Here is a 21,092-nt window from a genome sequence, read left to right as displayed (position 1 = left end):
ACGTGAGCGCGATCCTCGCGGTCGAATAGCAGTCAACCAACCCCAGAGAGGCGCAACGGTGCGTGACCTGACCGACATCGGCATGGGCAGAACCGCCCGCCGGACATACGAACTCGGCGACATCAACATCGTCCCGTCACGCCGGACGCGGTCGTCGAAAGAGGTGTCGACGGCCTGGCAGATCGACGCCTACCGGTTCGACTCGCCGATCCTGAGTCATCCCACCGACGCGCTCGTCTCACCACAGATGGCAGTGGCGCTCGGCAAGCTCGGTTCCCTCGGCGCTCTCAACGGAGAGGGCTTGTGGGCGCGGCATCGCGATGTCGAGGACAAGATCGCCCAGCTGGTCGACATCGCGCTCAACGATCCGGATCCGCAAGCCGCCGTACGGTTCCTGCAGGAACTGCATCGCGCTCCCATCGACACCGACCTGCTCGGCGAATCGGTGGCGTTCGTGCGCGACGCAGGCGTCACGACCGCGGTGCGCGTGAGCCCTCAGCATGCGCCCGAACTGACGCCGGCTCTCCTCGCCGCAGGAGTGGAGATCCTCGTCGTACACGGCACGATCATCTCTGCCGAGCACGTCGTCCGCGGCGAGGAGGAACCCCTCAACCTCAAGACCTTCATCGCCGATCTCGACATCCCGGTCATCGCGGGCGGTGTCCACGACCACCGCACCGCACTGCACCTCATGCGCACCGGGGCAGCGGGCGTGATCGTCGGTTACGGTTCGGCCGAGGGTGCGACCACGACCTCGGAAGTGCTCGGAATCGGCGTCCCGATGGCGACCGCCATCGCAGACGCCGCAGCGGCTCGTCGGGAATACCTCGACGAGACCGGCGGACGCTACGTCCACGTGATCGCCGATGGCGACATCCACACGTCGGGCGACCTCGCCAAGGCGATCGCCTGTGGAGCCGACGCCGCGGTGCTCGGGACACCGATCGCCGCCGCCGCCGAGGCACCCGGTCACGGTTGGTTCTGGCCGTCGGCGGCAGCACACCCCGACACTCCCCGCGGTGCGCTCCTGCGCGTCTCGACCGACGAAGGGCGCCCGAGTCTCGCCACGGTCCTGAACGGACCGTCCGACGACCCGTTCGGTGAACTGAATCTGGTTGGTGCGCTGCGTCGTTCGATGGCCAAGGCGGGTTACTCCGATCTCAAGGAGTTCCAGAAGGTCGGGTTGTCGGTACGGGCGTGAGGACTCGAGTTCTCGGGTGGATGAGACCGCCGTCACGGCATGTGACAACCGCCGTTAGAATGATCGGCTATGGCAGCCCACCATGGTTTCGACAAGCTCAACCAGCGGAAACACAAGCCCGATCAGCGGAACAGCATGAATGACGAACGCGATTTCGACGTTCTGATCATCGGGTCCGGGTTCGGCGGCAGCGTCAGCGCGCTGCGTCTCGTCGAGAAGGGGTACCGCGTCGGGGTGATCGAAGCCGGACGCCGGTTCGAAGACCACGAGTTCGCCAAGACGAGTTGGCGCCTGCACAAATGGCTGTGGGCCCCCAAGCTCGGTCTGTACGGCATCCAGCGCATTCACGCGCTCAAGGACGTGATGATCCTGGCGGGAGCGGGTGTCGGCGGCGGATCGCTCAACTACGCCAACACCCTCTACAAGCCGCCGACGCCGTTCTTCACCGATCCGCAGTGGAACGACATCACCGACTGGGAGGCGGAGCTGACGCCGCACTACGAGCAGGCTCGTCGAATGCTGGGTGTGGTCACCAATCCGACTGTCACGGAATCAGATCGAGTGATGCGAACCGTCGCAGAACAGATGGGCGCCGCCCACACCTTCACGTCGACGCCGGTCGGCGTGTTCTTCGGTGCGAAGACCGGACTGGAAGGTGTTCCGGGCGAGACCGTGCCCGACCCGTATTTCGGTGGGGCAGGCCCTGAACGCACGGCCTGCACCGAATGCGGAGCGTGCATGACCGGATGTCGAGTGGGTGCGAAGAACACCCTGATGAAGAACTACCTCGGGCTCGCCGAACGCAACGGCGCGACGATCATCGATCGCACCACCGTCGACGGGTTGATTCAGCGCGTCGACGGCACCTGGGAGGTCAGCACGATCGGCTCGTCGTCGTGGGGGCCACTCGGCCGTCGTCGGCGCACGTTCACCTCGGATCAGGTCATCGTCGCTGCCGGCACGTTCAACACACAGAAGCTGCTGCACCGGGCCAAGAACACCACTCTGCCGAAGATCTCGGACGCCATGGGCAGGCTCACGCGTACCAACTCCGAATCGATCCTCGGTGCGATGGCTGCGAAATACGATCCGCAGCATGACTATTCGCACGGAGTGGCGATCACGTCGTCATTCCATCCGGAGCCGAACACCCACATAGAGCCGGTCCGCTACGGCAAGGGCAGCAACGCCATCGCCTACCTGCAGACTGTGCTCACCGACGGCGGGAGCAGGCTCAACCGATTCGGACAGTTCCTCAAGCAGGTCGCACGCAACCCTTTCCTGCTCGTACGACTCCTCTTCGTGCGGAAGTGGAGTCAGCGCACGGTGATCGCGTTGGTGATGCAGAGCAGCGACAATTCGTTGACCACGTTCATGCGCAAGCGCGGTCCGTTCCGCTACATCACCAGCAGGCAGGGACACGGGGAACCCAACCCGACGTGGATTCCGAAGGGCAACGAGGCCACCCGACGTATCGCCGCCATTCTGCCCGGTGGCCTCGCAGGCGGTACGTGGGGTGACATCATGAACATGCCGCTGACCGCGCACTACCTCGGCGGCTGTGCGATCTCCGACGATCCGGCCACCGGTGTCATCGACGCCTACCATCGCGTGTGGAACTACCCGACCCTGCACGTCACCGACGGGGCCGCCGTGTCGGCGAACCTCGGCGTGAATCCATCGCTGACGATCTCGGCGCAGGCCGAGCGCGCTATCTCGTTGTGGCCCAACAAAGGTCAGGAAGACCAGCGTCCAGAGCAGGGGAGCGACTACCGGCGGCTGGCGCCGACCGCGCCTGCACATCCGGTGGTTCCCGCGGACGCACCGGGCGCGTTGCGGCTTTCGATCACTCCGGTGGAGCCTGCGACGGCGCGATGAGTGAGCGCTAACGCAGCGATTCGATCCACTGCTGTGAAGTCATTACGTCGGCCTGCATCGGAAACACCTTCTCGATGAGTACGTCGTGGACAGCGTCGTCGAAGTCGACACACGCATCAGCCAAGACAGTCAGCTCGAAATCGAGATCAGCCGCCTCTCGCAAAGTGGAGAGGACCGCCCCGCTGGTCGCGATTCCTGCCAGAACGAGACTGGTCGTGTTCGACGCCCGGAGCAGCATGCTCAGATCGGAGCCCGAGAAGGCGCTGACGCGACGTTTGGTGACGAGGATGTCGGTGTCGTTTCGGTGGAAGTCTCGATGAATGGTAGCTGCGTGATCCGACGCCATCGGAAATTCGCCCGACTTCTTGAATATCTTGTTGCCCGTACCGATCTCGGGTAGCCCTGGTCGAAATGCGGTACGGACGAAATAGACTTGAATTCCGTGCGCCCGCGCTCCATCGACGGCCGCGACGGCGGCATGCAGTGCTTCCTCGGTGCCGAATTGATCGACGGTGCCGTACTGGTAGTCCAGAACGAGTAGGGCAGTGACATCCATGTCCGGCCGGACCTCCGATGTTTCGCGATCGCGGTGGTGACCGCACGGGCGGCCACCCAGCCTACGCGAGGATGGCTTGCGCCCGGTCCAGCGCGTTCTCGCGCGCTGAGGCCTTGGTCAACCTGTCGACGGTTCGCAATCTCCGATGACGATGGGGGCGAGCATGGTTCGGATACCTGCGCGAGTGCCGATCACTTCGGTGGACCCGGCGACGATTTGCTGAGTGCCAGGACGAGGTCGTCGTGGTGTGCCCGCGCACGACTGTAGGCGCGTTCCTCGTCGCTGGCGATGAACGCCGAGGCAGTGGCGGTCAGTCCAACCCCCGCGCGCTGAGGCTCTCGGCGAACCCGTCGGCGGTGCGTAGTGCGGCGATCACGATGGGCGCCACCAGGATTCGAGCGCCCGGTCGGAGACCCCGAGCTCGTCGTGCCTCGTCGACCTGGCCGGCGATCTCGACGATCAACGGGATGGTGCGGATCGTCAGCGCCAGTGCGATCGCGATGAGGTCGGTGCGCACGCCGAGTCGTCGCAGCGGTGCCATGGCGTGTGTCATCGAGTCGAGCATGTCGGTGGTGCGGGTGGTCAGGCTGACGATCGCGGCGAGCAGCACCGACAGCGCGAGTATTCCGGTGACCAGAACGGCGCGACGCCAGTCGGTGAAGATCAGCTGGAAGACGAGGACGAAGACGAGGATCCACAGCGTGGGTCGGAACTGGCGCCACGCGGTCACCGGACCGATACCGGCAAGCCCGTAGACGACGGTGACCGCCGCCGCGGCGATGGCGAGTGCGGGTAGCGATCGTACGCACAGCGTGATGGCGAGAATTCCCGCCGCGAGGCCCAGTAGTTTCACGCCGGGGGAGAGCCTGTGCACCAGCGAGCTCCCGGGTCGGTAGGTGCCGAGCGGGTTCACGCCATCGCCTCCCGATACGCCCGCAGCGCGACGTCGGGGACGTCGTCGACGGTGATCGTGCCGTCGTCGATCACGAGGATGCGGTCGAAGTCGGCGACGAGATCGAGGTCGTGGCTGACGACGACGAGCTGGACGTCGAGGTCGGCGAACACGCGTCGCAGCATCCTGCTGTTGCGTAGATCGAGGAGCGTCGTCGGTTCGTCGGCGACGAGGATCGCCGGTTCGGTGACGAACACCGCGGCGAGTGCGAGTAGCTGTTTCTGACCGCCCGACAACCTGCTCGCCGGCTGATCGGCGTGACCGGCGAGACCGAAACGATCGAGCACATCCATCGTCCGGTCGCGACGTTCCGCCTTGTTCAGCTCGGTTCTGGTCAGTGAGAGCTCGATGTCCTCACGCACCGTCGGCATGATGATCTGACGATCGGGATCGGAGAAGATGAATCCGACCCGACGTCGAACGCGACGTTTGTCCTTGGCGGCGTCGAGTCCGTCGACGACCACGGTCCCGGTGTCGGGCACGACGAGTGCGTTGATCATCCGCGCGAGTGTCGACTTGCCGCTTCCGTTGGCTCCGACGATGCCGATGCGACGTTCGGGAAGCGACACCGTGATGTCACGGAGCACGCATCGGCCGTCGAAAGCGTGTGAGACGTCGCGGAATTCGATCACGGGCGCTCGGATGTCACGCGGTCGGTGTCGACAGTCGTCCGCGAGAGAACCGCAACGGAGTGATCAGTCCCGGCCAGCCGCGGTGGACCTGCGAGGCGACCAACGCCGCTATCACCGCCTTGACCACGTCACCTGCGATGAACCATCCGTTCGCCGCGATCGCCGCCCACAGTGTCAGGTCGGCTCGAATCATCAGACCGATCGTTCCGCAGGCGTAGATCACCAGGACGCCACCGATGAGGTTGGAGACGATGCCCGGGATCACGCGGTACTTCGGCATCATCAGAGCGGTCAGCACCCCGATGACGAACACACCCGGCAGGAATCCGACGAAGAACCCGGCGGTCGGTGACGAGAGCGAGGTGAGTCCGTTCCGACCGCCGGAGAGAATAGGCAACCCGGCGATGGCGAGAACCATGAAGATCAGCACTGCCAGCGTGCCTTTCTTGGGGCCGAGGATCGCGCCGGTCAGCATCACACCGAGCGTCTGAAACGTGATCGGCACACCCGCACTACCCACGCTGATCTGGCCGGGCAGTCCCAGCGCCGCGATCAACGCGGCGAAGACCGCCGCCTGGGTGAGGTCGGAGATCGAGATCGACAGCCACCGCCTGCTCGGCTTGTGCGCTGATGACCTGGCCTTTTCGCGCTCGTCTGACGTACTCATGGTGACAAGGAGTATTCCACGACGTCACGAAGGCACTCTCCGCACGCCCGCCCGGCGCTCCGTCGTGGCGGTCACTCAAGGAGCCGCAACGGTCACGCATAGAATGGAACGGTGACAGACTCTTCTGCCGGCACTTCCACAGCCACCCCCGCCGACGATGTCTCGACCGACGTCGCGGGCAACTCGTCAGCCGACTTCGTGGAGGGCCCACGCCCGGTGCTCGTCGTCGACTTCGGCGCTCAGTACGCGCAGCTGATCGCACGGCGCGTTCGTGAGGCGCGCATCTACTCGGAGGTCATCGCGCACGACGCGTCCATCGAGGAGTTCAAGGCCAAGGACCCGGTGGCGATCATCCTCTCCGGCGGTCCGGCCTCGGTGTACGCAGACGACGCACCCAGCCTCGACCCGGCGATTCTCGAGCTCGGCATCCCCGCCTTCGGCATCTGCTACGGCTTCCAGACGATGGCGGCCGCACTCGGCGGTGAGGTCGCCAACACCGGTGGGCGTGAGTTCGGGCGGACGAGCCTCACGCTCAACGGCGACGGTGTGCTGCACCAGGGGCTCGACCACAACCAGCCCGTGTGGATGAGCCACAACGACGCCGTGCAGGTGGCACCCGACGGATTCACCGTCACCGGATCGACGCCCGGCGCGCCGGTCGCCGCCTTCGAGTCCGTCGACAAGAAGATGGCCGGCGTTCAGTATCACCCCGAGGTGCTGCACACACCGCATGGACAGCAGGTGCTCACCCGGTTCCTCTACGAGATCGCCGGGCTCGAGGCCGACTGGACACCTGCGAACATCGCCGACGCGCTCATCGATCAGGTCTCCGATCAGATCGGTGATGGTCTCGCGATCTGCGGGCTGTCCGGTGGTGTCGACTCCGCGGTGGCAGCGGCTCTGGTGCAGCGCGCCATCGGCGATCGACTGACCTGTGTGTTCGTCGACCACGGGCTCCTGCGCGCAGGTGAACGCGAGCAGGTCGAACACGATTTCGTCGCCGCCACCGGTGCTCGACTCGTGACGGTCGACGCCGCGGACAAGTTCCTCGACGAGCTCGCGGGCGTCAGCGATCCGGAGACGAAGCGCAAGATCATCGGCCGCGAGTTCATCCGCTCCTTCGAGGGAGCGGTCAGCGACGTACTCGGCGATCGGGCGGCTGACGGCGAGAAGGTCGACTTCCTCGTCCAGGGCACCCTGTACCCCGACGTCGTCGAGTCTGGTGGCGGGAGCGGCACCGCGAACATCAAGAGCCACCACAATGTCGGTGGACTGCCGGATGACCTGGAGTTCACCCTCGTCGAGCCGCTGCGACTGCTGTTCAAGGACGAGGTGCGTGCGGTAGGGCGCGAGCTGGGTCTCCCCGAGGAGATCGTCGGCCGCCAGCCCTTCCCCGGACCGGGACTGGCGATCCGCATCGTCGGCGAGGTGACCGCCGATCGGCTGTCGATGTTGCGCAAGGCCGACCTCATCGCCCGCGAGGAACTGACCGCTGCCGGGCTCGACAATCAGATCTGGCAGTGCCCCGTCGTGTTGCTTGCCGATGTGCGCAGCGTCGGAGTGCAGGGCGACGGACGTACCTATGGGCATCCGATCGTGCTGCGCCCCGTGTCCAGTGAGGACGCGATGACCGCCGATTGGACTCGCGTTCCGTACGAGGTGCTCGAGATCATCTCCACTCGGATCACCAACGAGGTGCCCGATGTCAACCGTGTCGTCCTCGACGTCACGAGCAAGCCGCCGGGCACCATCGAGTGGGAGTAGTCGCGCGCCCGATCACCGTCGGGCGCCACTGACCAGCAGCACCAAACCGGCGACGAGTCCGACGCCGATCACCACCCACCCGATGACCGATGCCGACGGCAAGTCGGGTGAGCCCGCCAGGCCCCACACGGCTATCGCGATCGCGACCACTCCGAGCAGTGCGAGGCCCACCGATCGGCGACCGTCGCCCGCGTGCGTCCGATCGCTGGGGTTGTCGTGACTCATCGGAGCACCTCCACGTTGCCGAGATTGTTGTGTGCGTTGATCGTCAGGACCGGCGCGTGGTTGCCTGCGCTACCGATGGACAGACCTTCAGGGCAGTGCGCTTCTCCGACGTTCGAGGTGCAGTTCGCCCGGACATTCATGTCGCGCGGGACCCGTACCGTGACCTGTCCGACGCCGGCACGCAGATCGACGGTGCGGTCGGTGGTCAGATCCACGCTCCGCAGATCGAGTTCGAGATCTCCGACGCTGACCGAATAGGCGTCGCGAATGTCGTTCTCCCTCATGGGCGCATACGTTCGTTCACCTACCCCGCCCGGCGGGATCGGGCCCCCACCGTCCTGGGCCGACCAACCGGTGACGGCTGCGCTGACGATCACCGCGACGCCCAGCGTGATCGCGAGCGGCACCAGACCGCCCGTCCTGTGCTGGGCCGAACCACGACGTGCGGCGATCGCCACCATGCCGATCCCGACGACGGCCAGTGCCATCGACAGGATGCGGGTCACGCTGAACCACTCGACACCCGCCTGATGTGCGGCCACCCCGGCCATCGCCACGACCAGCGTCGACCCGAACACGAGCAACGGCGCCTTCGGCGAACGGTGTTCGACGGGCTGCGGAGCAGTTTCGGGCTCCGTCGGCTCCGGGAGATCCCAGGCGAATCGCGCGGCGCCGAGCGGATCCCACGACGGCGGCTCCCTATTCGTTGACCCGAACGCGGGCGTCGGGTCTGCGGTGGTCGTGTCGACGGTCGTCGTGGTCGAGGCGTTCTGAAGGGGGGCCGTCGGCTGACCGTCGGCGTCGTTCGACTGGCCGCCGAAGCGGGGATCTGCCGGGGCGGAAGGCCAGGCGCTCGTCGCACCGACGCGCACCCCACGTGGAGTCCACCGCTGGAACTGGTCTGCCGCGGGCGTGATCCCTTCGGGCGTGAGGGTGTCAGCGCTCGTACCCGGCGCCGGCTCCGGCGTTCGACGGAACAACAACCACCAGCCGAGCACCATCAGGATCATCCCCAGCAGCGCCCCGGAACCCCAGGTGCCGCGAGGTCCGATCGAGGTCAGGATCACCACGCACACAACGATGAGGACCAGCAACTTCGGATTGTTGTGACCGCCGTGCCGCCGCCGTCGCTGTCCGTCACCTCGTCGTCCGTCGCGTCGTAGCCGGCGGTGCCCGTCCGGGCGCGCGGCAACGGCAGTGCTCGACGGAAACGCGACCCAGGCCGCGACGTAGAGGATCAGGCCACTTCCGCCGAACAACGTCGACACGACGAAAGCGACCTTCACCAGCGTCGGGTCGACCCGGTAGCGAAATGCGATGCCGCTGCAAACCCCGGCGACCGTGCGCGGACCGGCCGGGCGTACCGGCCGCGTGCGCCAGAGCTCTTCGAGTTGGTTACGGAACTGTGTGGCGTCCATGACCCACATCCTGCTGCCTCCACAGGCAGCCGACATCGGGGACCGACCCTGACGTTCCCCCGGAAATCGGGGATCGACCCTGATGTGGGGACAGGGGGAGGTGCGGCAGTATCGAGATGTGACCACCCCTGTTTCCCCAGACCTGCCACCGGCACCACGGCTGGTCCGTCGCGACGCCGGACGGGTCATCGGTGGCGTCGCGGGTGGCGTCGCCGACCACCTGGGCGTCGACGCGTTCCGCGTACGGGTGGTCTTCGTCGTGCTCGCCGCCCTCGCGGGTGCCGGCGTGCTGGCATACGGACTGCTCTGGTTCTTCTGCCCGCAGGGTGACGACACCACGCCGCCCGCGCGAGGAGAGCGTCGGCAGGCGTTGGGTCTGGCGTTGTTGGCACTGGTGGCGATGACGGTGGTGGGGTTTGCGGCGTCGGGGACACCCGCGGCGTACCTCGTACCGTTCGTCTTCGTCATGGTGGGTGCAGGTCTGGTGTGGCGTGAGTTCGACACGTCGAAAACCGCGCCGCGCAGCACCGCACTCACCTGGACCCGATTGGCAGGTGGTGCGGTGCTCGTCATCGGCGGTCTGGTGGTGATCGTCGTCGCGAGCCGACGGAACTACGGGGGGCTGAGCACCACCCTGCTAGCCGTCGCGGCCACCCTGATCGGCGTCGTCCTGCTCACCGTTCCGCTGTGGATGCGACTGTGGCGCGCCCTCAACGAGGAGCGAGCCGCGCGCATCCGCAACGCCGAACGCGAAGAGATCGCCTCACACCTGCATGATTCGGTACTCCAGACACTCGCCCTCATCCAGAAGCAAGCGGGCAAACCCGAGGAGGTCGCGCGGCTGGCACGCAGTCAAGAACGCGAGTTGCGCGGCTGGCTCTTCGGCGACCCGGCGCAACGTGGGACATCGCTGAGTGCTTCGATGCGCGACGTCGGGGCAGAGGTCGAGGACACCTACGGAATCGAGGTCGAAGTGGTGACCGTCGGCGACCTTCGACCAGACGAGGGGGCTGGACACGGCCAGGCGCGCGACGCCCGCCGCTGGCCCGCACTGGTCGGCGCGACCCGCGAGGCACTGGTCAACGCAGCCAAGCACTCCGGTGAACGCAGCGTCGACGTGTATCTCGAGGTCGGAGAGGAGGAGGTCGAAGTGTACGTGCGTGACCGCGGCGTCGGATTCGACTCCGACTCCGTGGACCCCGACCGCCAAGGACTTGCCCGGTCGATCGTGGCGCGGATGGAACGCGCGGGTGGTTGCGCGCGCGTCGATTCGACGCCGGGGCGGGGGACCAACGTGCGACTGACGATGCCGCGCGACGTCCAGCACACTGCTGTGCGTACCGCCGGGTCGAGCGATGACGAGCCGGTGCAGAATCGAGCAGACGAGCACCGGGAAAACGACGGCCGGGTACACCAGAACGCGACGATCGACCACGGAAAGGCGAGATGACCGAGCAGAGCACGCCCGTACCCGACGCACCCCACCGCGTCTTCCTCGTCGACGACCACGCTGTGTTCCGCTCCGGGGTCCGTGCAGAACTGGCTGACGAAGCCGGACTGCACGTGGTGGGCGAGGCGGGTACGGTGTCCGACGCGGTCGCGGCGATCACCCGGCTGCGACCCGACGTCGTCCTCCTCGACGTGCACATGCCTGCCGGTGGTGGGGTGTCGGTATTACGTGGTGTCACAGAATCATTGGGTGACGACGCGCCGGTGTTCCTCGCACTCAGCGTGTCCGACGCCGCCGAAGACGTCATCGCGACGATACGCGCGGGCGCCCGTGGCTACGTGACCAAGACGATCGACGGACGTGAACTGGCCGATGCGGTGCGCAGGGTCGCCGACGGTGATGCGGTGTTCAGTCCGCGACTCGCGGGGTTCGTGCTCGACTCCTTCACCGGCAAGTCGTCGGCACCCGAACCCGCCCTCGATCCCGAACTCGACTCGCTGACGCGACGCGAACTCGAGGTTCTACGGCTTCTCGCGCGCGGATACACCTATCGCGAGATCGCGGAGGAGTTGTTCATCTCCATCAAAACCGTCGAGACCCACGCATCGAACGTGCTCCGCAAAACCCAACAGTCCAATCGCAACGCGCTCACCAGGTGGGCCGCCACACGGCACATCGGCTGAGTTCCAGGGGGTTTCGCTGCGGCGGGGACAGGTGCGTGAGTCGCGCCGATCAGCGCATCAGTGCGATGGCAAGGACCACCACGATGGCGAGGACCACGAAGAAGACGAATACGGCCGCTGCCAGAGCGGTGCTCGACGTTCCCGATGAGTGCTGCCGGGGCGGGGGACTCGAGTACATCTCCGACGGGAAGTGCGGCGTCGACGACACGAGCGTGTGATCGCGATGAGTCGACGGCGCAGCCGACTGTGAGGTCTGCCAGCCACCCGCCACCGACGCTCCGCCGCTCGAGGTCGGGCGCGACGGTGTCGAACGAAAAGCGGCGGCCGGATAGTCGGAGGCGGAGCGACCCGAATGAGGCTGTCCCTGGCGGGCACCGACACCCGGATCGGTACGCGGGTGTGGCGGCAGGGTGGCGACTCCCGAGCGGGGGATGAGACTGGTGAGCACCTGGTCGGCGCTCGCGTGTCCGCCCGAGGCCGCGGCGACGAGTTCGTCACGCGCCTGCGACATCGTGATTCGCTTCTTGGGACTCGGTTCGAGCATCTGCAACAACACCGATTCGAGAGCGCCTGCGCGGGTCATCGGATTGATCTGCGCCCGCGCGACCTTGTGCAGCATCACCAGGGAGTTGTCGTCGACGCCGAACGGTGGTTCGCCCTCGACCATCGTGTAGATCGTCGCGCCGAGTGAGTAGACGTCGGAGGCCTCCGACGGCTCCGCGCCGCGTGCGACCTCCGGTGCGAAATAGGCTGGTGTGCCGGTGATCACGCCGGTCTGGGTGAGTGAGACGTCGTCCTTGGCGCGGGAGATCCCGAAGTCGGTGAGCTTCACCAGCCCCGCGTTACGCCCCGACTCGGAGATCAGAATGTTGCCCGGCTTGATGTCGCGGTGGACGATCCCTGCCGCGTGGGCTTCGGTCATGGCGTCAGCCACCTGTGCACCTATCTTGGCGGCTTCGGTCACCTCCAGCGTCCCGCTCGAGTGGAGGATCTGTGCGATGCTGCGTGACGGCAGGTATTCCATCACCAGCCACGGTTCGCCACGGTCGAGCGCGACGTCGTGCATGGCTATCGCGTTGCGGTGGGCGAGTTTTGCCGCGATCCTCCCCTCACGCATGGCGCGCTTACGCGCGTTGTCGGCAGAATCGTCGGAGAGGCCCTCGGTGGACAGCACCTGCTTGACCGCGACGTCGCGGTCGAGGAGTTGGTCACGCGCGAGCCACACGGTGCCCATGCCGCCGCCGCCTATTCGCGATCGCAGCCGATATCGGCCTGCCACCAGGTACTGCGGACCCGGTGTGCGATAGCTGTCGGCGAATGACATACCGGCATGATAGCCGCGTAACGGACTCGCGGTCGTTGCTCGGTGCCGACTGTCGCGGTCGTGAGGCGGGTTGACACCACCTAGTACGTATGTTCGACTCGTCCCATGAGGTGGTCCGAACAAGTGGTCGAAGTCGACGACGGCGCGCTACCCGGGTTTGCGCGTGCCGGCCTCGTGCGGTCTGTGCAGACCCCGGAGTTCGAGGGCATCACCTTTCACGAGGTACTCGCCAAGAGTGCGCTCAACGCGATGCCGGAGGGGTCGGGACTACCGTTTCGGTTCACGGTCAACACCTTTCGCGGATGTTCTCACGCGTGCCGCTACTGTTTCGCGCGGCCGACGCACGAATACCTCGACCTCGACGCCGGGCGTGACTTCGACTCCCAGGTGGTGGTCAAGCTCAACGTCGCAGCGGTGCTGCGCAAAGAACTCCGTCGTCGATCCTGGCAACGTGAGACCGTCGCGCTGGGTACCAACACCGATCCCTATCAGCGTGCCGAGGGCCGTTACCGGCTCATGCCTGGTGTGATCACCGCGCTGGCGGAATCGGGCACACCGGTGTCGATCTTGACCAAGGGCACCCTGCTGCGTCGAGATCTACCACTGCTGCGTCAGGCCTCGGGGCAGATCCCGGTGAGCATCGGCGTGTCGCTGGCGATCTTCGACGACGAGTTGCAAAAGCAGATCGAACCCGGAACGCCGTCTCCGCGGGCGCGGTTGGAACTGATTCGCGCGATCGCCGAGGCGGGTTTCGCGCCACACGTGATGGTCGCGCCGGTCATCCCGTATCTGACCGATTCCTCCGCGCATCTCGACGCGCTGCTCGGAGCACTCGCCGAGGCGGGCGCCGCCGGTGTGACGGCGTTTCCGATGCACCTGCGCAGCTCGACGAAGCCATGGTTCATGAATTGGCTCGCCGAGAACCACCCGGCGCTGGTGCGCAAGTACCGCGGCCTCTATGGGCGTGGTGCCTATGTCACCGCGGAGTACTCATTGTGGCTTCGAGATCGGTTGCAGCCCTTGGTGGCCCGTCACGGCCTTGCCGGTCGAGACCACGGCAGGGGCGAGCACGATGGTTCCGAGGAGCGCGACCTCGTCGGTACGCCGCAGTTGGCCGAGGCCTTGACGCTGTTCTGATGCGGTCGGCGCTCCCTCGGGCTCCACCGCGGCTGTTCAAGGACGAGATCGGTGCGCGCTCATCAGCGCGAGAGGTCACCGAACCGCGTGGGCGAGGTCGACCGTGGCATCGGCGCGGGCCACGACCTCCGGGTCGTGTGTGGCGACGACGGTGATGCAGTCGTGCTCGGTCGTCACGCTGTGCAGCAGATCCGTGATCGTGCCTGCCTGTGATCGGTCGACCGCTGCCGTTGGTTCGTCGACGAGGAGGATTCTGGGCTCGTGGATCAGTGCACGGGCGATCGCGACCCGTTGCCGCTGGCCTCCGGACAGCTGCTCGGGCCTCGACCGGACGGCGTCGGCGAGCCCCACCGCGTCGAGCAGTTCGTGCGCGCGAGCCCGCATCGAGCGTGGTCGTCGCCCGGAGATCGCCGCCATCGCGAGCACCTGGTCTATCGCGGTGAGTCCGGGGAAGAGATTTCCGCTCTGGAACACATACCCCACCTGGTGTCTGCGCAACTCCGTGCGACGACGGTCGGACAGCGCCGTGACATCGGTGTCGTCGAGAGTGAGAGTTCCGCCATCGGGTCGTCGGAGCGCTCCGCAGACGCCGAGCAGCGTCGACTTGCCGGATCCCGACGGACCGGTGATCGTGGTCATCTGACCGCGGGCGAACGACGCAGACACATGGTCGAGGACGCGTGATGTCTCTGTGCTGGAACGATATTCGACGACGATGTCGTGTAGGTCGAGGCTCATCGCGATTCTCCTAACATGATCTGGGGGTCTGCTGTCAGAACCCATCGGAGGCTGACAGCCGAGCCGATCATCGACGCCGCGATGACGGCGATGCCGGTGGTGGCCAATGACGTTGCCGGTAGATCGAACGGAACGGCCGAGCCCATCGCGAGGCCGAGCAGATACGCGATGGCCGAACCGATGACGGTCGCAAGAACCACGACCACGGCTGCCTGCGCCAGTGCGGCGCCCACGAGTGCCAGGCGCGACACCCCCAGTGCGCGCTGTAGTGCATAGACGGAGCGACGCTGGACGACCCAGACCGCGAAGAAGGCTGCCACGATGAGCGGCGCGATGACGTAGAGGAACGCGATGATCGAGTTCATGGTCAGTCGCTCTCCCGAATAGCCGGGTGCCGCAGCGAGAATGACGTCCTCACCGACCACATGCGTGTCAGCGAGTTCCGCAGGTGCGCTGCCTCCGGTGAGTGCGATCGCTCCGGCTGCTCCCTCGTCGTGTGGGCGCAGGTTCCCGTCGGGTGCGAAACGTAGGAGTCGCCAGGTGTCGAGGGGGACGTATGCGGCTGCCACGTGGCCGTAGGAGAGTGTGTCGGTGATGCCGACGACGTGGAGTCCGACGTCGGAGTTGTCGATCCTGATGGAATCGCCGATACGAATCCCGCTGTTCGCCAAGCCCTCGGAGACCACCACCTCGCCCGGTGCCGCGACCTGCCGGCCATGGGTGGTCGCCGGAAGCAGGGGACTGTGCGGTTCGGCTCCGATCACGGCCATGTCGACCGACGAGTCGTCGGACGTCTCGCCGTGGAAGATCCCGATGCCGAGCGGGTGTGCGTTCACACCGGAGTGTCGAGCCCAAGCCGAGACCTGATCCCCGGTCAGCACGCTGCGGGTGAAATCGGATGTCCCCTTGGCGAAGACCATTGAGTCGGTGGGCATGGCCCGCAGTGCGGATACGGTGTCGTTGCCGAGGCCGATGGTGAAGCCGGAGACCATTCCGACCAGGGCGGAGACCAGGGCAATCACCACACCCATCAACATGAATCGGCCCCAGGCCGCGCGTAACTCGTGGAGAGCGACAAACATTCGGGTTCCTTCTTAGAGACATACTGTCGCTAAGTGAATCTACACATGGGGACACCGTGTCCCCAAAATTCTGTGTGCGAGATCTCCCGAGGCGCTGGGGTCGGAACGTCGAATCGTCAGTCAGGCATGCAGGCGTCGAGCACCGCGCCGACGGTCTTGCGTGCATGGTCGATGACCTCGGACACCGGTTGCCCGGCGTCGACGCGGCCGATGCAGGCGTCGACGATGGCGCCGACGGTGGCCTCGGTGAGGTCTGTGTCGAGCACACCGAGGGCGGCGATGGCCTCGTGGAGGGTATCGGTGATCTGTTCGTGTAGGGCCATGACTCTGCTACGCGCGTTGTCGGACAGGTGAATTCGAGAGATGGCGGTGCGCCAGGCGTGTCGGCCGTCAGCCGCGAACTCGAGGTTGGCCTCCGCGTAGGTGAGGATGGCTGTGCGCGGGTCGGGTGCTTCGGCCACGCGCTCCGTCACGGCGGTCGACCAGTCGGTGAACCCACGCTCGAGCACCATCTCGATCAGATCGTCGACCGAGGACACGTAGCGGTAGATGCTGTTGCGCGCGATGCCGGCCTCCGCGGCGATGCCCGCGGCGGTGAGCGTGGCATCCGGTCCGGACAAGAGGAGCCGTTCGGTGCCGTCGAGGAGCTGGGCCATGACGGCGGCGCGGTGTTCGGCGACCGACCCGGCCTTGATCCTAGGCATCAGGCAGGAGGGCTTTGGTGAATCTGCGCACGAAGTCGGTGGCGCCCTCTTCCGTGCTGAGATCGGTGCTGGTGGTGGGGTTCAATGCGAGTGACAGTGACACCCGAACGGTGATCTCGCTGACCATGAGCAGGTGGTTCCAGTCGGCCTCGGCGATCTCATCGTCGGCGGCGTACAGCTGTGTCCGCCACATCTGCGCGCAGAACTGCGTCGCGTAGGTCACGATGTCGTCGCGGGAGACCACGTCCATGAGCAACTCGCGGTCGGTCTCGCGCAGGCGTGCGATCAGTGGATTGGTGCGGACCTCGTTGATGATGTGACGGACGGCCGCTACCATTCCGGACTCGAGATCTGGTGCGGCGGAACGCAATTCCAGTATTTCTAGGAGGAACTTCTGGACCTCCCGCGCACCCACCGCGCGTCGCAGATCGTCCTTGGTTGCGAAGTGGCGGTACACGGTGGCACGGGCGACGCCTGCCCGCTTGGCGACGTCGGCCATCGTCAACCGCTGCCATCCGATCGTGAGGATCACGCCGACGGCGGCCTCGAGGACGTCGGTGACCGCGGACGGTTGTTCGGAATCGACATCGGGCGTCATGAGGAGTTGGCGTATCGCCGACATCGCATCGTCGTTGCTCATGAGCCCTTCTTGTCCTCGATTACGCACGATGCTACCGTCTCGATCAATGAGTCATTTTGTGTCTAAATGTCTCGCGAGAGGGTGGGGATGCGACGTCGACCGCGTATGGGGAGAAGCGTGACGGCACGATCGGTGCTCGCGGCCCCCGGCCGTCTGGCGGCGGCCTACCCATGGTGGGTCGTGGGTTTCTGGGTCGTCGTGGTCGGTGCCCTCAACATCGCGATACCCCAGATCGAGCAGACGGCGGCAGAGAAGTCAGCCGCGATCGTGCCTGCGGATCTGCCGTCGACACAGGCGATCGCCGATATGGCGCGTGACTTCGGCAATGATCCCTCCACGGCGGTCGGGTCGGTGGTGATGGCAGGCGATAACGTGATCGGACCTGCAGAAGAGCGCTATTACTCCGCGGTCGTGCAGCGGCTGCTCGACGACCGGGAGCACGTCTCGTACGTGCTGGACATGTTCGGGAACCCGGCGACGCGCGACTACGCGGTCAGCCCCGACGGCAAGGCGATCACGCTGCTGGTCGCCGAACGGGGAGCCATCGGTACTGCGGCGGCACATCGCGCCACCGAAGCGGTGCGTCATCATCTCGATGCTGTCGAGAAGCCCGCGGGTCTGCAGACCCATTTCTCGGGTCCCGCGCCGGTCGTCGTCGACGAGTTCACGTCCTTGGACACATCGATGGTCGTGATCACCGCGGTGTCGGTCCTGTTGATCACGGTGCTCATGGTGATGTCGTATCGCTCGGTGATCGCCGCGCTGGTGCCGCTCCTGACGATCGGTGTGTCGTTGGCGGCGTCGCGTGCCGTGGTGTCCGGGTTGGGAGACAACGGGGCACTCGCGTTGTCGACGCTGACCGTCACGTTGATGACCGCGCTGGTGTTGGCCGCGGGTACCGACTACGCCATCTTCCAGATGGCCGCCTATCACGACGGCAGACGGAAGGGGCTCTCGTCCCGGTCGGCTGTCGGGTTCGCCGGGCTCAGTGTCGGGGAGGTACTCACGGCGTCGGCACTCACCATTGCGGCGTCGGCCACGGCGATGCTCATGGCCCGCAACGGGATGTTCACCACCTCGGGTCCGCCGATTGCGATCGGACTCGTCGTCACGCTCGCTGTCGCACTGACATTCACTCCCGCGATGATGGCCATTCTCGGCCGACACGGCAGGATCGAACCACGGCCTTCCCGAGACTTCATCTGGCGCCGCCGCGGTCGCTTCATCCTGCGCCGCTCCGGCGCGTTGGCGGGAGCGTCGTTGCTGTTGCTGATCCTGCTGGCGGTACCCGTCGTGACCTTCCGCGCCAACGGCGACGACAACGCCATGCAGCTGCATCCCACCGACAGCTCCCGCGGGTACGATCTCGTCGCGAAACACTATGGCGCAAATGAAATCGTCCCGGAGTTCCTGATCATCCGCAGCGATCACGACATGCGTACCACCACCGATCTCGCCGCGCTCGATCGCGTTGCCTCAGCGGTCACCGACCTCCCGAACGTCGCGTACGTACGCTCGTTGACCAGGCCCGACGGTCGCCAACTGCCCGAATCGGCCATCGGATACCAGGCGGCACTGATCGCTGGTCGACTCGCCGACGCCGGAACCCAGATCGGAGACGCCCGACCGGATCTGGAGCGACTGACACAGGGCATGACCGCGCTTCGTGACGGTGCGGTCGAGTCGACCAAGCAACTGCCCGAGCTGGTGTCGGGCGTCAACCAGGTTGTCGACCTGTCGAACTCGGTTCTCGATCTGCTTCCCCTGGCCGACAACATCGCTACCGCCCGGACCGCTGACGGTCAGTCGTTGGCCCAGGTACTCGCGCGATTGGAACCGCAACTGTCGTCACTGCAGACGCTGGTGTCGACGCTGAACTCACAGCGGCAGGCCATCGATTCGCTCTCACGGGCGCTCGCTCCGTATGCGTCCCCGCAACCCTCCGCGCAGTGTCTGAGTTCGCCGCTCTGTATGCAGGGGCGATCGCTGTTCGCGCAACTCGACGGCATGTCGAATCATGCGCTGAGCGCGGCGTTCACGGCGGCGCAGAACGCGGCGAACCTCGATCCCGACGACCTGCGGACGGTGTCGTCGGTCATGCCCGATCTGCGCGCCGGACTCTCGGCCATCTCCACCCTCACTGCATCATTGGGCGGGCGCTCGCCGGAGTCCATCCGCTCGGACCTCACACGACTGCGCGACGGTATGGGACAGCTCACGTCGGGTATGGATCAACTGGCACAGGGGCTTTCGGAAGCCAAGACCGGGACCGACACCGTCGTGTCGATGACCGACCAACTCCGCAGCGGACTCGACGAGGCCTCCGGATATCTCTCGGAGATGGGTAAGGCGACGTCGCAGGGCCCCGGCGCGGGGTTCTATCTGCCGCGCAGTGCATTCGAGGATCCACGGCTGGTGGCGGGGTCGAAGATGCTCATGTCGTCCGACGGCCGGGTGGCTCGTATGCTTGTGATCCCGTCGGGAAATCCTTACGGTGAGCAGGCGACCAGCCATGTATCCGACATCTCGACGACTGCCGAACAGTCTCTGAAGGGCAGTGGCCTGTCACACGCACGTGTGGATGCGACCGGACTGACGTCGATCACCTCGGACCTCATCGCGCAGTCGGAGAAGGACTTCCTGATGTTCGGGATCGTTGCGCTTGCAGCGGTGTTCGTCATCCTGGTCGCTCTGTTGCGCAGCCTGCTCGCGCCCTTCATCCTGGTCGCAACGGTGTTGCTGTCGTTTCTCAGTGCCGCAGGCATCAGTGTGCTCGTGTGGCAACACATCATCGGTATCGGGCTGCACTGGTCGGTGCTACCCGTCTCGTTCATGAGTCTGGTGGCCGTCGGCGCCGACTACAGCATGCTGTTCGCCTCGCGTGTTCGGGAAAACTCCTCGAGCGGAACGACGTCGGCGATTCTACGGACGTTCGGTAGCACCGGCCGGGTCATCACCACGGCAGGGATCGTCTTCGCCGTCACGATGTTCGCGCTCATGAGCGGTTCGGTCATCCTCCTCCTACAGACCGGATTCACCATCGGCATCGGACTGCTGCTCGACATCGCCGTGGTGCGGACGGTGCTGGTCCCGTCGGTACTGCATGTGCTCGGCTCACGGATCTGGTGGCCGTCGTCCGGTGGCGGGCTCGCGGTATCCGACTCCGCCACGTCGACCTCCCCGTCTTCTCCGAAAGGAACATCATCATGACCGCGAACACCATCGTCGAGTCGCTCGTCGTCGACTGTGACGAGTCGCTGCCTGCGGCTGCGGGCGACTCAACGAGTGTCGAGGCGCTGATGGCCCGACCCGCCGATTCGGACGGTCCGCTGCCGGCTGTCCTTGTGGTGCATGACATCACCGGTGCCGAGGACGACATCGTGCGCACGCTACGTATCGTCGCCGACCACGGGTACCTGGCGCTGGCGCCGCTGCTGTTCACCGCCGGTACGAATCGTGCCGCGTGCATCGTGTCCACGATGCGGTCACTGGTCTCGGGGCGTGGACCGGTGTTCGCGATTCTCGAGAGCGCTCGACGTCGTCTGGCCTCTGACCCGCTGTCCACCGGTGAGGTGGCCATCGTCGGATTCTGCATGGGCGGCGGGTTCGCGCTTCTCGAGGGCGATGCACGGTACGTTGCGGCAGCGCCGTTCTACGGAAGCCTCACCACCTACCGTGCCGTCACGGCGGACACCTGCCCGGTGGTGGCATCGTTCGGCGCGCGCGATCCGCTGATCCCGTTCGGCGAATCGCGTCTGCGGCGTGTCCTCGACAAGCACAAGATCCCCTCGGACATCAAGACCTATTCCGGGGTCGGGCACAGCTTCGCCAATCGCATCGATTCGGTTCCCGACGCGGTGCTGCGAGTCGTCGGGATGCACTACGACGAGGATGCGGCGTCGGATGCCTGGGCCCGCGTGTTCGCCTTTCTCGATGCACGATTCTCCGCCTGAGTCGCGCTGAGTCGCGCCCCGTCTGACTGTCCGGCACCTGCGCTGTTGCGTCTTGTCGGAGGGGCGTCGTACGATCGCCGTATCGAAA

Annotated in this window: 19 protein-coding genes; 8 read left to right on the top strand and 11 right to left on the bottom strand. The window is 65.8% G+C overall.

Annotation, left to right across the window (positions count from 1 at the left end):
- Positions 1–58: 58 nt before the first annotated feature.
- Both LK459_RS02090 and LK459_RS02085 read left to right on the top strand, forming a co-directional pair.
- Positions 59–1,201 carry a GuaB3 family IMP dehydrogenase-related protein gene (locus LK459_RS02090; protein ID WP_227921483.1) on the top strand — a complete coding sequence of 381 codons (1,143 nt, stop codon included), beginning with the start codon at positions 59–61 and terminating at the stop codon, positions 1,199–1,201.
- 69 nt (positions 1,202–1,270) lie between these two features.
- Positions 1,271–3,079 (top strand): GMC family oxidoreductase N-terminal domain-containing protein, encoded by a 1,809-nt coding sequence (locus tag LK459_RS02085; protein ID WP_407648701.1) that lies wholly within the window; start codon positions 1,271–1,273, stop codon positions 3,077–3,079.
- Between the two features lie 7 nt (positions 3,080–3,086).
- On the opposite strand, the gene LK459_RS02080 is transcribed toward LK459_RS02085, so the two are convergent.
- The 4 genes from LK459_RS02080 to LK459_RS02065 all read right to left on the bottom strand — a co-directional run bounded on the left by LK459_RS02080 (position 3,087) and on the right by LK459_RS02065 (position 5,886).
- The gene (locus tag LK459_RS02080) at positions 3,087–3,635 is read right to left on the bottom strand and encodes a cysteine hydrolase family protein (RefSeq protein WP_227921482.1); all 549 of its coding nucleotides are present in this window, start codon (positions 3,633–3,635) and stop codon (positions 3,087–3,089) included.
- Positions 3,636–3,945: 310 nt separating this feature from the next.
- The gene (locus tag LK459_RS02075; RefSeq protein ID WP_227921480.1) at positions 3,946–4,548 is read right to left on the bottom strand and encodes an energy-coupling factor transporter transmembrane component T family protein; all 603 of its coding nucleotides are present in this window, start codon (positions 4,546–4,548) and stop codon (positions 3,946–3,948) included.
- Positions 4,545–5,219 carry an energy-coupling factor ABC transporter ATP-binding protein gene (locus tag LK459_RS02070; RefSeq protein ID WP_007238749.1) on the bottom strand — a complete coding sequence of 225 codons (675 nt, stop codon included), beginning with the start codon at positions 5,217–5,219 and terminating at the stop codon, positions 4,545–4,547. Before LK459_RS02070 ends, LK459_RS02075 begins: the two co-directional genes overlap by 4 nt.
- A 13-nt stretch (positions 5,220–5,232) precedes the next feature.
- Positions 5,233–5,886 (bottom strand): biotin transporter BioY, encoded by a 654-nt coding sequence (locus LK459_RS02065; protein WP_007238748.1) that lies wholly within the window; start codon positions 5,884–5,886, stop codon positions 5,233–5,235.
- 198 nt (positions 5,887–6,084) lie between these two features.
- Between LK459_RS02065 and guaA the strand changes: the two genes are divergently transcribed.
- On the top strand, positions 6,085–7,650 hold the full coding sequence (gene guaA, locus LK459_RS02060; RefSeq protein WP_039993972.1) for a glutamine-hydrolyzing GMP synthase: 1,566 nt from the start codon (positions 6,085–6,087) through the stop codon (positions 7,648–7,650).
- Positions 7,651–7,662: 12 nt separating this feature from the next.
- Here the strand turns inward: guaA and LK459_RS02055 are convergent, their stop codons facing one another.
- Together LK459_RS02055 and LK459_RS02050 are read right to left on the bottom strand one after the other, a co-directional pair.
- The gene (locus tag LK459_RS02055; RefSeq protein WP_007238746.1) at positions 7,663–7,875 is read right to left on the bottom strand and encodes a hypothetical protein; all 213 of its coding nucleotides are present in this window, start codon (positions 7,873–7,875) and stop codon (positions 7,663–7,665) included.
- A complete protein-coding gene (locus LK459_RS02050; protein WP_227921478.1) occupies positions 7,872–9,293 on the bottom strand; it encodes a PspC domain-containing protein in 1,422 nt (473 codons plus the stop codon). The genes LK459_RS02055 and LK459_RS02050 overlap by 4 nt, the downstream gene beginning before the upstream one ends.
- Before the next feature lie 82 nt (positions 9,294–9,375).
- Between LK459_RS02050 and LK459_RS02045 the strand changes: the two genes are divergently transcribed.
- Positions 9,376–10,743: an ATP-binding protein gene (locus tag LK459_RS02045; protein ID WP_227921477.1), complete on the top strand. Its 1,368-nt coding sequence runs from the start codon at positions 9,376–9,378 to the stop codon at positions 10,741–10,743.
- Positions 10,740–11,426: a response regulator gene (locus LK459_RS02040; protein WP_227921475.1), complete on the top strand. Its 687-nt coding sequence runs from the start codon at positions 10,740–10,742 to the stop codon at positions 11,424–11,426. The genes LK459_RS02045 and LK459_RS02040 overlap by 4 nt, the downstream gene beginning before the upstream one ends.
- 49 nt (positions 11,427–11,475) lie before the next feature.
- Here LK459_RS02040 and LK459_RS02035 read toward each other — a convergent pair whose 3' ends face one another.
- Positions 11,476–12,750, bottom strand: a complete 1,275-nt coding sequence (locus tag LK459_RS02035; protein WP_007238742.1) for a serine/threonine-protein kinase — start codon at positions 12,748–12,750, stop codon at positions 11,476–11,478.
- A gap of 105 nt (positions 12,751–12,855) precedes the next feature.
- Here LK459_RS02035 and LK459_RS02030 point away from each other — a divergent pair, with 105 nt between their 5' ends.
- Positions 12,856–13,887, top strand: a complete 1,032-nt coding sequence (locus tag LK459_RS02030) for an Rv2578c family radical SAM protein (protein ID WP_227921473.1) — start codon at positions 12,856–12,858, stop codon at positions 13,885–13,887.
- A gap of 75 nt (positions 13,888–13,962) precedes the next feature.
- Here the strand turns inward: LK459_RS02030 and LK459_RS02025 are convergent, their stop codons facing one another.
- The 4 genes from LK459_RS02025 to LK459_RS02010 form a co-directional block, all read right to left on the bottom strand.
- Positions 13,963–14,625, bottom strand: a complete 663-nt coding sequence (locus LK459_RS02025) for an ABC transporter ATP-binding protein (RefSeq protein WP_227921471.1) — start codon at positions 14,623–14,625, stop codon at positions 13,963–13,965.
- Positions 14,622–15,707 (bottom strand): FtsX-like permease family protein, encoded by a 1,086-nt coding sequence (locus LK459_RS02020; protein ID WP_227921470.1) that lies wholly within the window; start codon positions 15,705–15,707, stop codon positions 14,622–14,624. Before LK459_RS02020 ends, LK459_RS02025 begins: the two co-directional genes overlap by 4 nt.
- Before the next feature lie 116 nt (positions 15,708–15,823).
- Positions 15,824–16,411, bottom strand: a complete 588-nt coding sequence (locus LK459_RS02015) for a TetR/AcrR family transcriptional regulator (protein ID WP_227921468.1) — start codon at positions 16,409–16,411, stop codon at positions 15,824–15,826.
- The gene (locus tag LK459_RS02010; RefSeq protein WP_007238737.1) at positions 16,404–17,051 is read right to left on the bottom strand and encodes a TetR/AcrR family transcriptional regulator; all 648 of its coding nucleotides are present in this window, start codon (positions 17,049–17,051) and stop codon (positions 16,404–16,406) included. The genes LK459_RS02015 and LK459_RS02010 overlap by 8 nt, the downstream gene beginning before the upstream one ends.
- A gap of 117 nt (positions 17,052–17,168) precedes the next feature.
- Here LK459_RS02010 and LK459_RS02005 point away from each other — a divergent pair, with 117 nt between their 5' ends.
- A complete protein-coding gene (locus LK459_RS02005) occupies positions 17,169–20,261 on the top strand; it encodes an MMPL family transporter (protein WP_227921467.1) in 3,093 nt (1,030 codons plus the stop codon).
- Positions 20,258–21,004 carry a dienelactone hydrolase family protein gene (locus LK459_RS02000; protein WP_007238735.1) on the top strand — a complete coding sequence of 249 codons (747 nt, stop codon included), beginning with the start codon at positions 20,258–20,260 and terminating at the stop codon, positions 21,002–21,004. Before LK459_RS02005 ends, LK459_RS02000 begins: the two co-directional genes overlap by 4 nt.
- Positions 21,005–21,092: the final 88 nt, after the last annotated feature.

It is taken from the genome of Gordonia otitidis (genome assembly GCF_020735545.1).
In the GTDB taxonomy this organism is placed as follows: Bacteria; Actinomycetota; Actinomycetes; order Mycobacteriales; family Mycobacteriaceae; genus Gordonia; species Gordonia otitidis.
The sequence above is the reverse complement of the archived record's forward strand: the minus strand, read 5'-3'. Positions and strand labels throughout refer to the sequence as shown.

Bases quoted from the DNA above. Each gene is read 5' to 3' on its own strand.
- LK459_RS02055 (WP_007238746.1), bottom strand. From the start codon at position 7,875: ATGAGTCACGACAACCCCAGCGATCGGACGCACGCGGGCGACGGTCGC.
- LK459_RS02040 (WP_227921475.1), top strand. From the start codon at position 10,740: ATGACCGAGCAGAGCACGCCCGTACCCGACGCACCCCACCGCGTCTTC.
- LK459_RS02025 (WP_227921471.1), bottom strand. From the start codon at position 14,625: ATGAGCCTCGACCTACACGACATCGTCGTCGAATATCGTTCCAGCACA.
- LK459_RS02035 (WP_007238742.1), bottom strand. From the start codon at position 12,750: ATGTCATTCGCCGACAGCTATCGCACACCGGGTCCGCAGTACCTGGTG.
- LK459_RS02015 (WP_227921468.1), bottom strand. From the start codon at position 16,411: ATGCCTAGGATCAAGGCCGGGTCGGTCGCCGAACACCGCGCCGCCGTC.
- LK459_RS02020 (WP_227921470.1), bottom strand. From the start codon at position 15,707: ATGTTTGTCGCTCTCCACGAGTTACGCGCGGCCTGGGGCCGATTCATG.
- LK459_RS02080 (WP_227921482.1), bottom strand. From the start codon at position 3,635: ATGGATGTCACTGCCCTACTCGTTCTGGACTACCAGTACGGCACCGTC.
- LK459_RS02030 (WP_227921473.1), top strand. From the start codon at position 12,856: ATGAGGTGGTCCGAACAAGTGGTCGAAGTCGACGACGGCGCGCTACCC.
- LK459_RS02065 (WP_007238748.1), bottom strand. From the start codon at position 5,886: ATGAGTACGTCAGACGAGCGCGAAAAGGCCAGGTCATCAGCGCACAAG.
- LK459_RS02050 (WP_227921478.1), bottom strand. From the start codon at position 9,293: ATGGACGCCACACAGTTCCGTAACCAACTCGAAGAGCTCTGGCGCACG.
- LK459_RS02000 (WP_007238735.1), top strand. From the start codon at position 20,258: ATGACCGCGAACACCATCGTCGAGTCGCTCGTCGTCGACTGTGACGAG.
- LK459_RS02045 (WP_227921477.1), top strand. From the start codon at position 9,376: ATGTGGGGACAGGGGGAGGTGCGGCAGTATCGAGATGTGACCACCCCT.
- LK459_RS02085 (WP_407648701.1), top strand. From the start codon at position 1,271: ATGGCAGCCCACCATGGTTTCGACAAGCTCAACCAGCGGAAACACAAG.
- LK459_RS02010 (WP_007238737.1), bottom strand. From the start codon at position 17,051: ATGAGCAACGACGATGCGATGTCGGCGATACGCCAACTCCTCATGACG.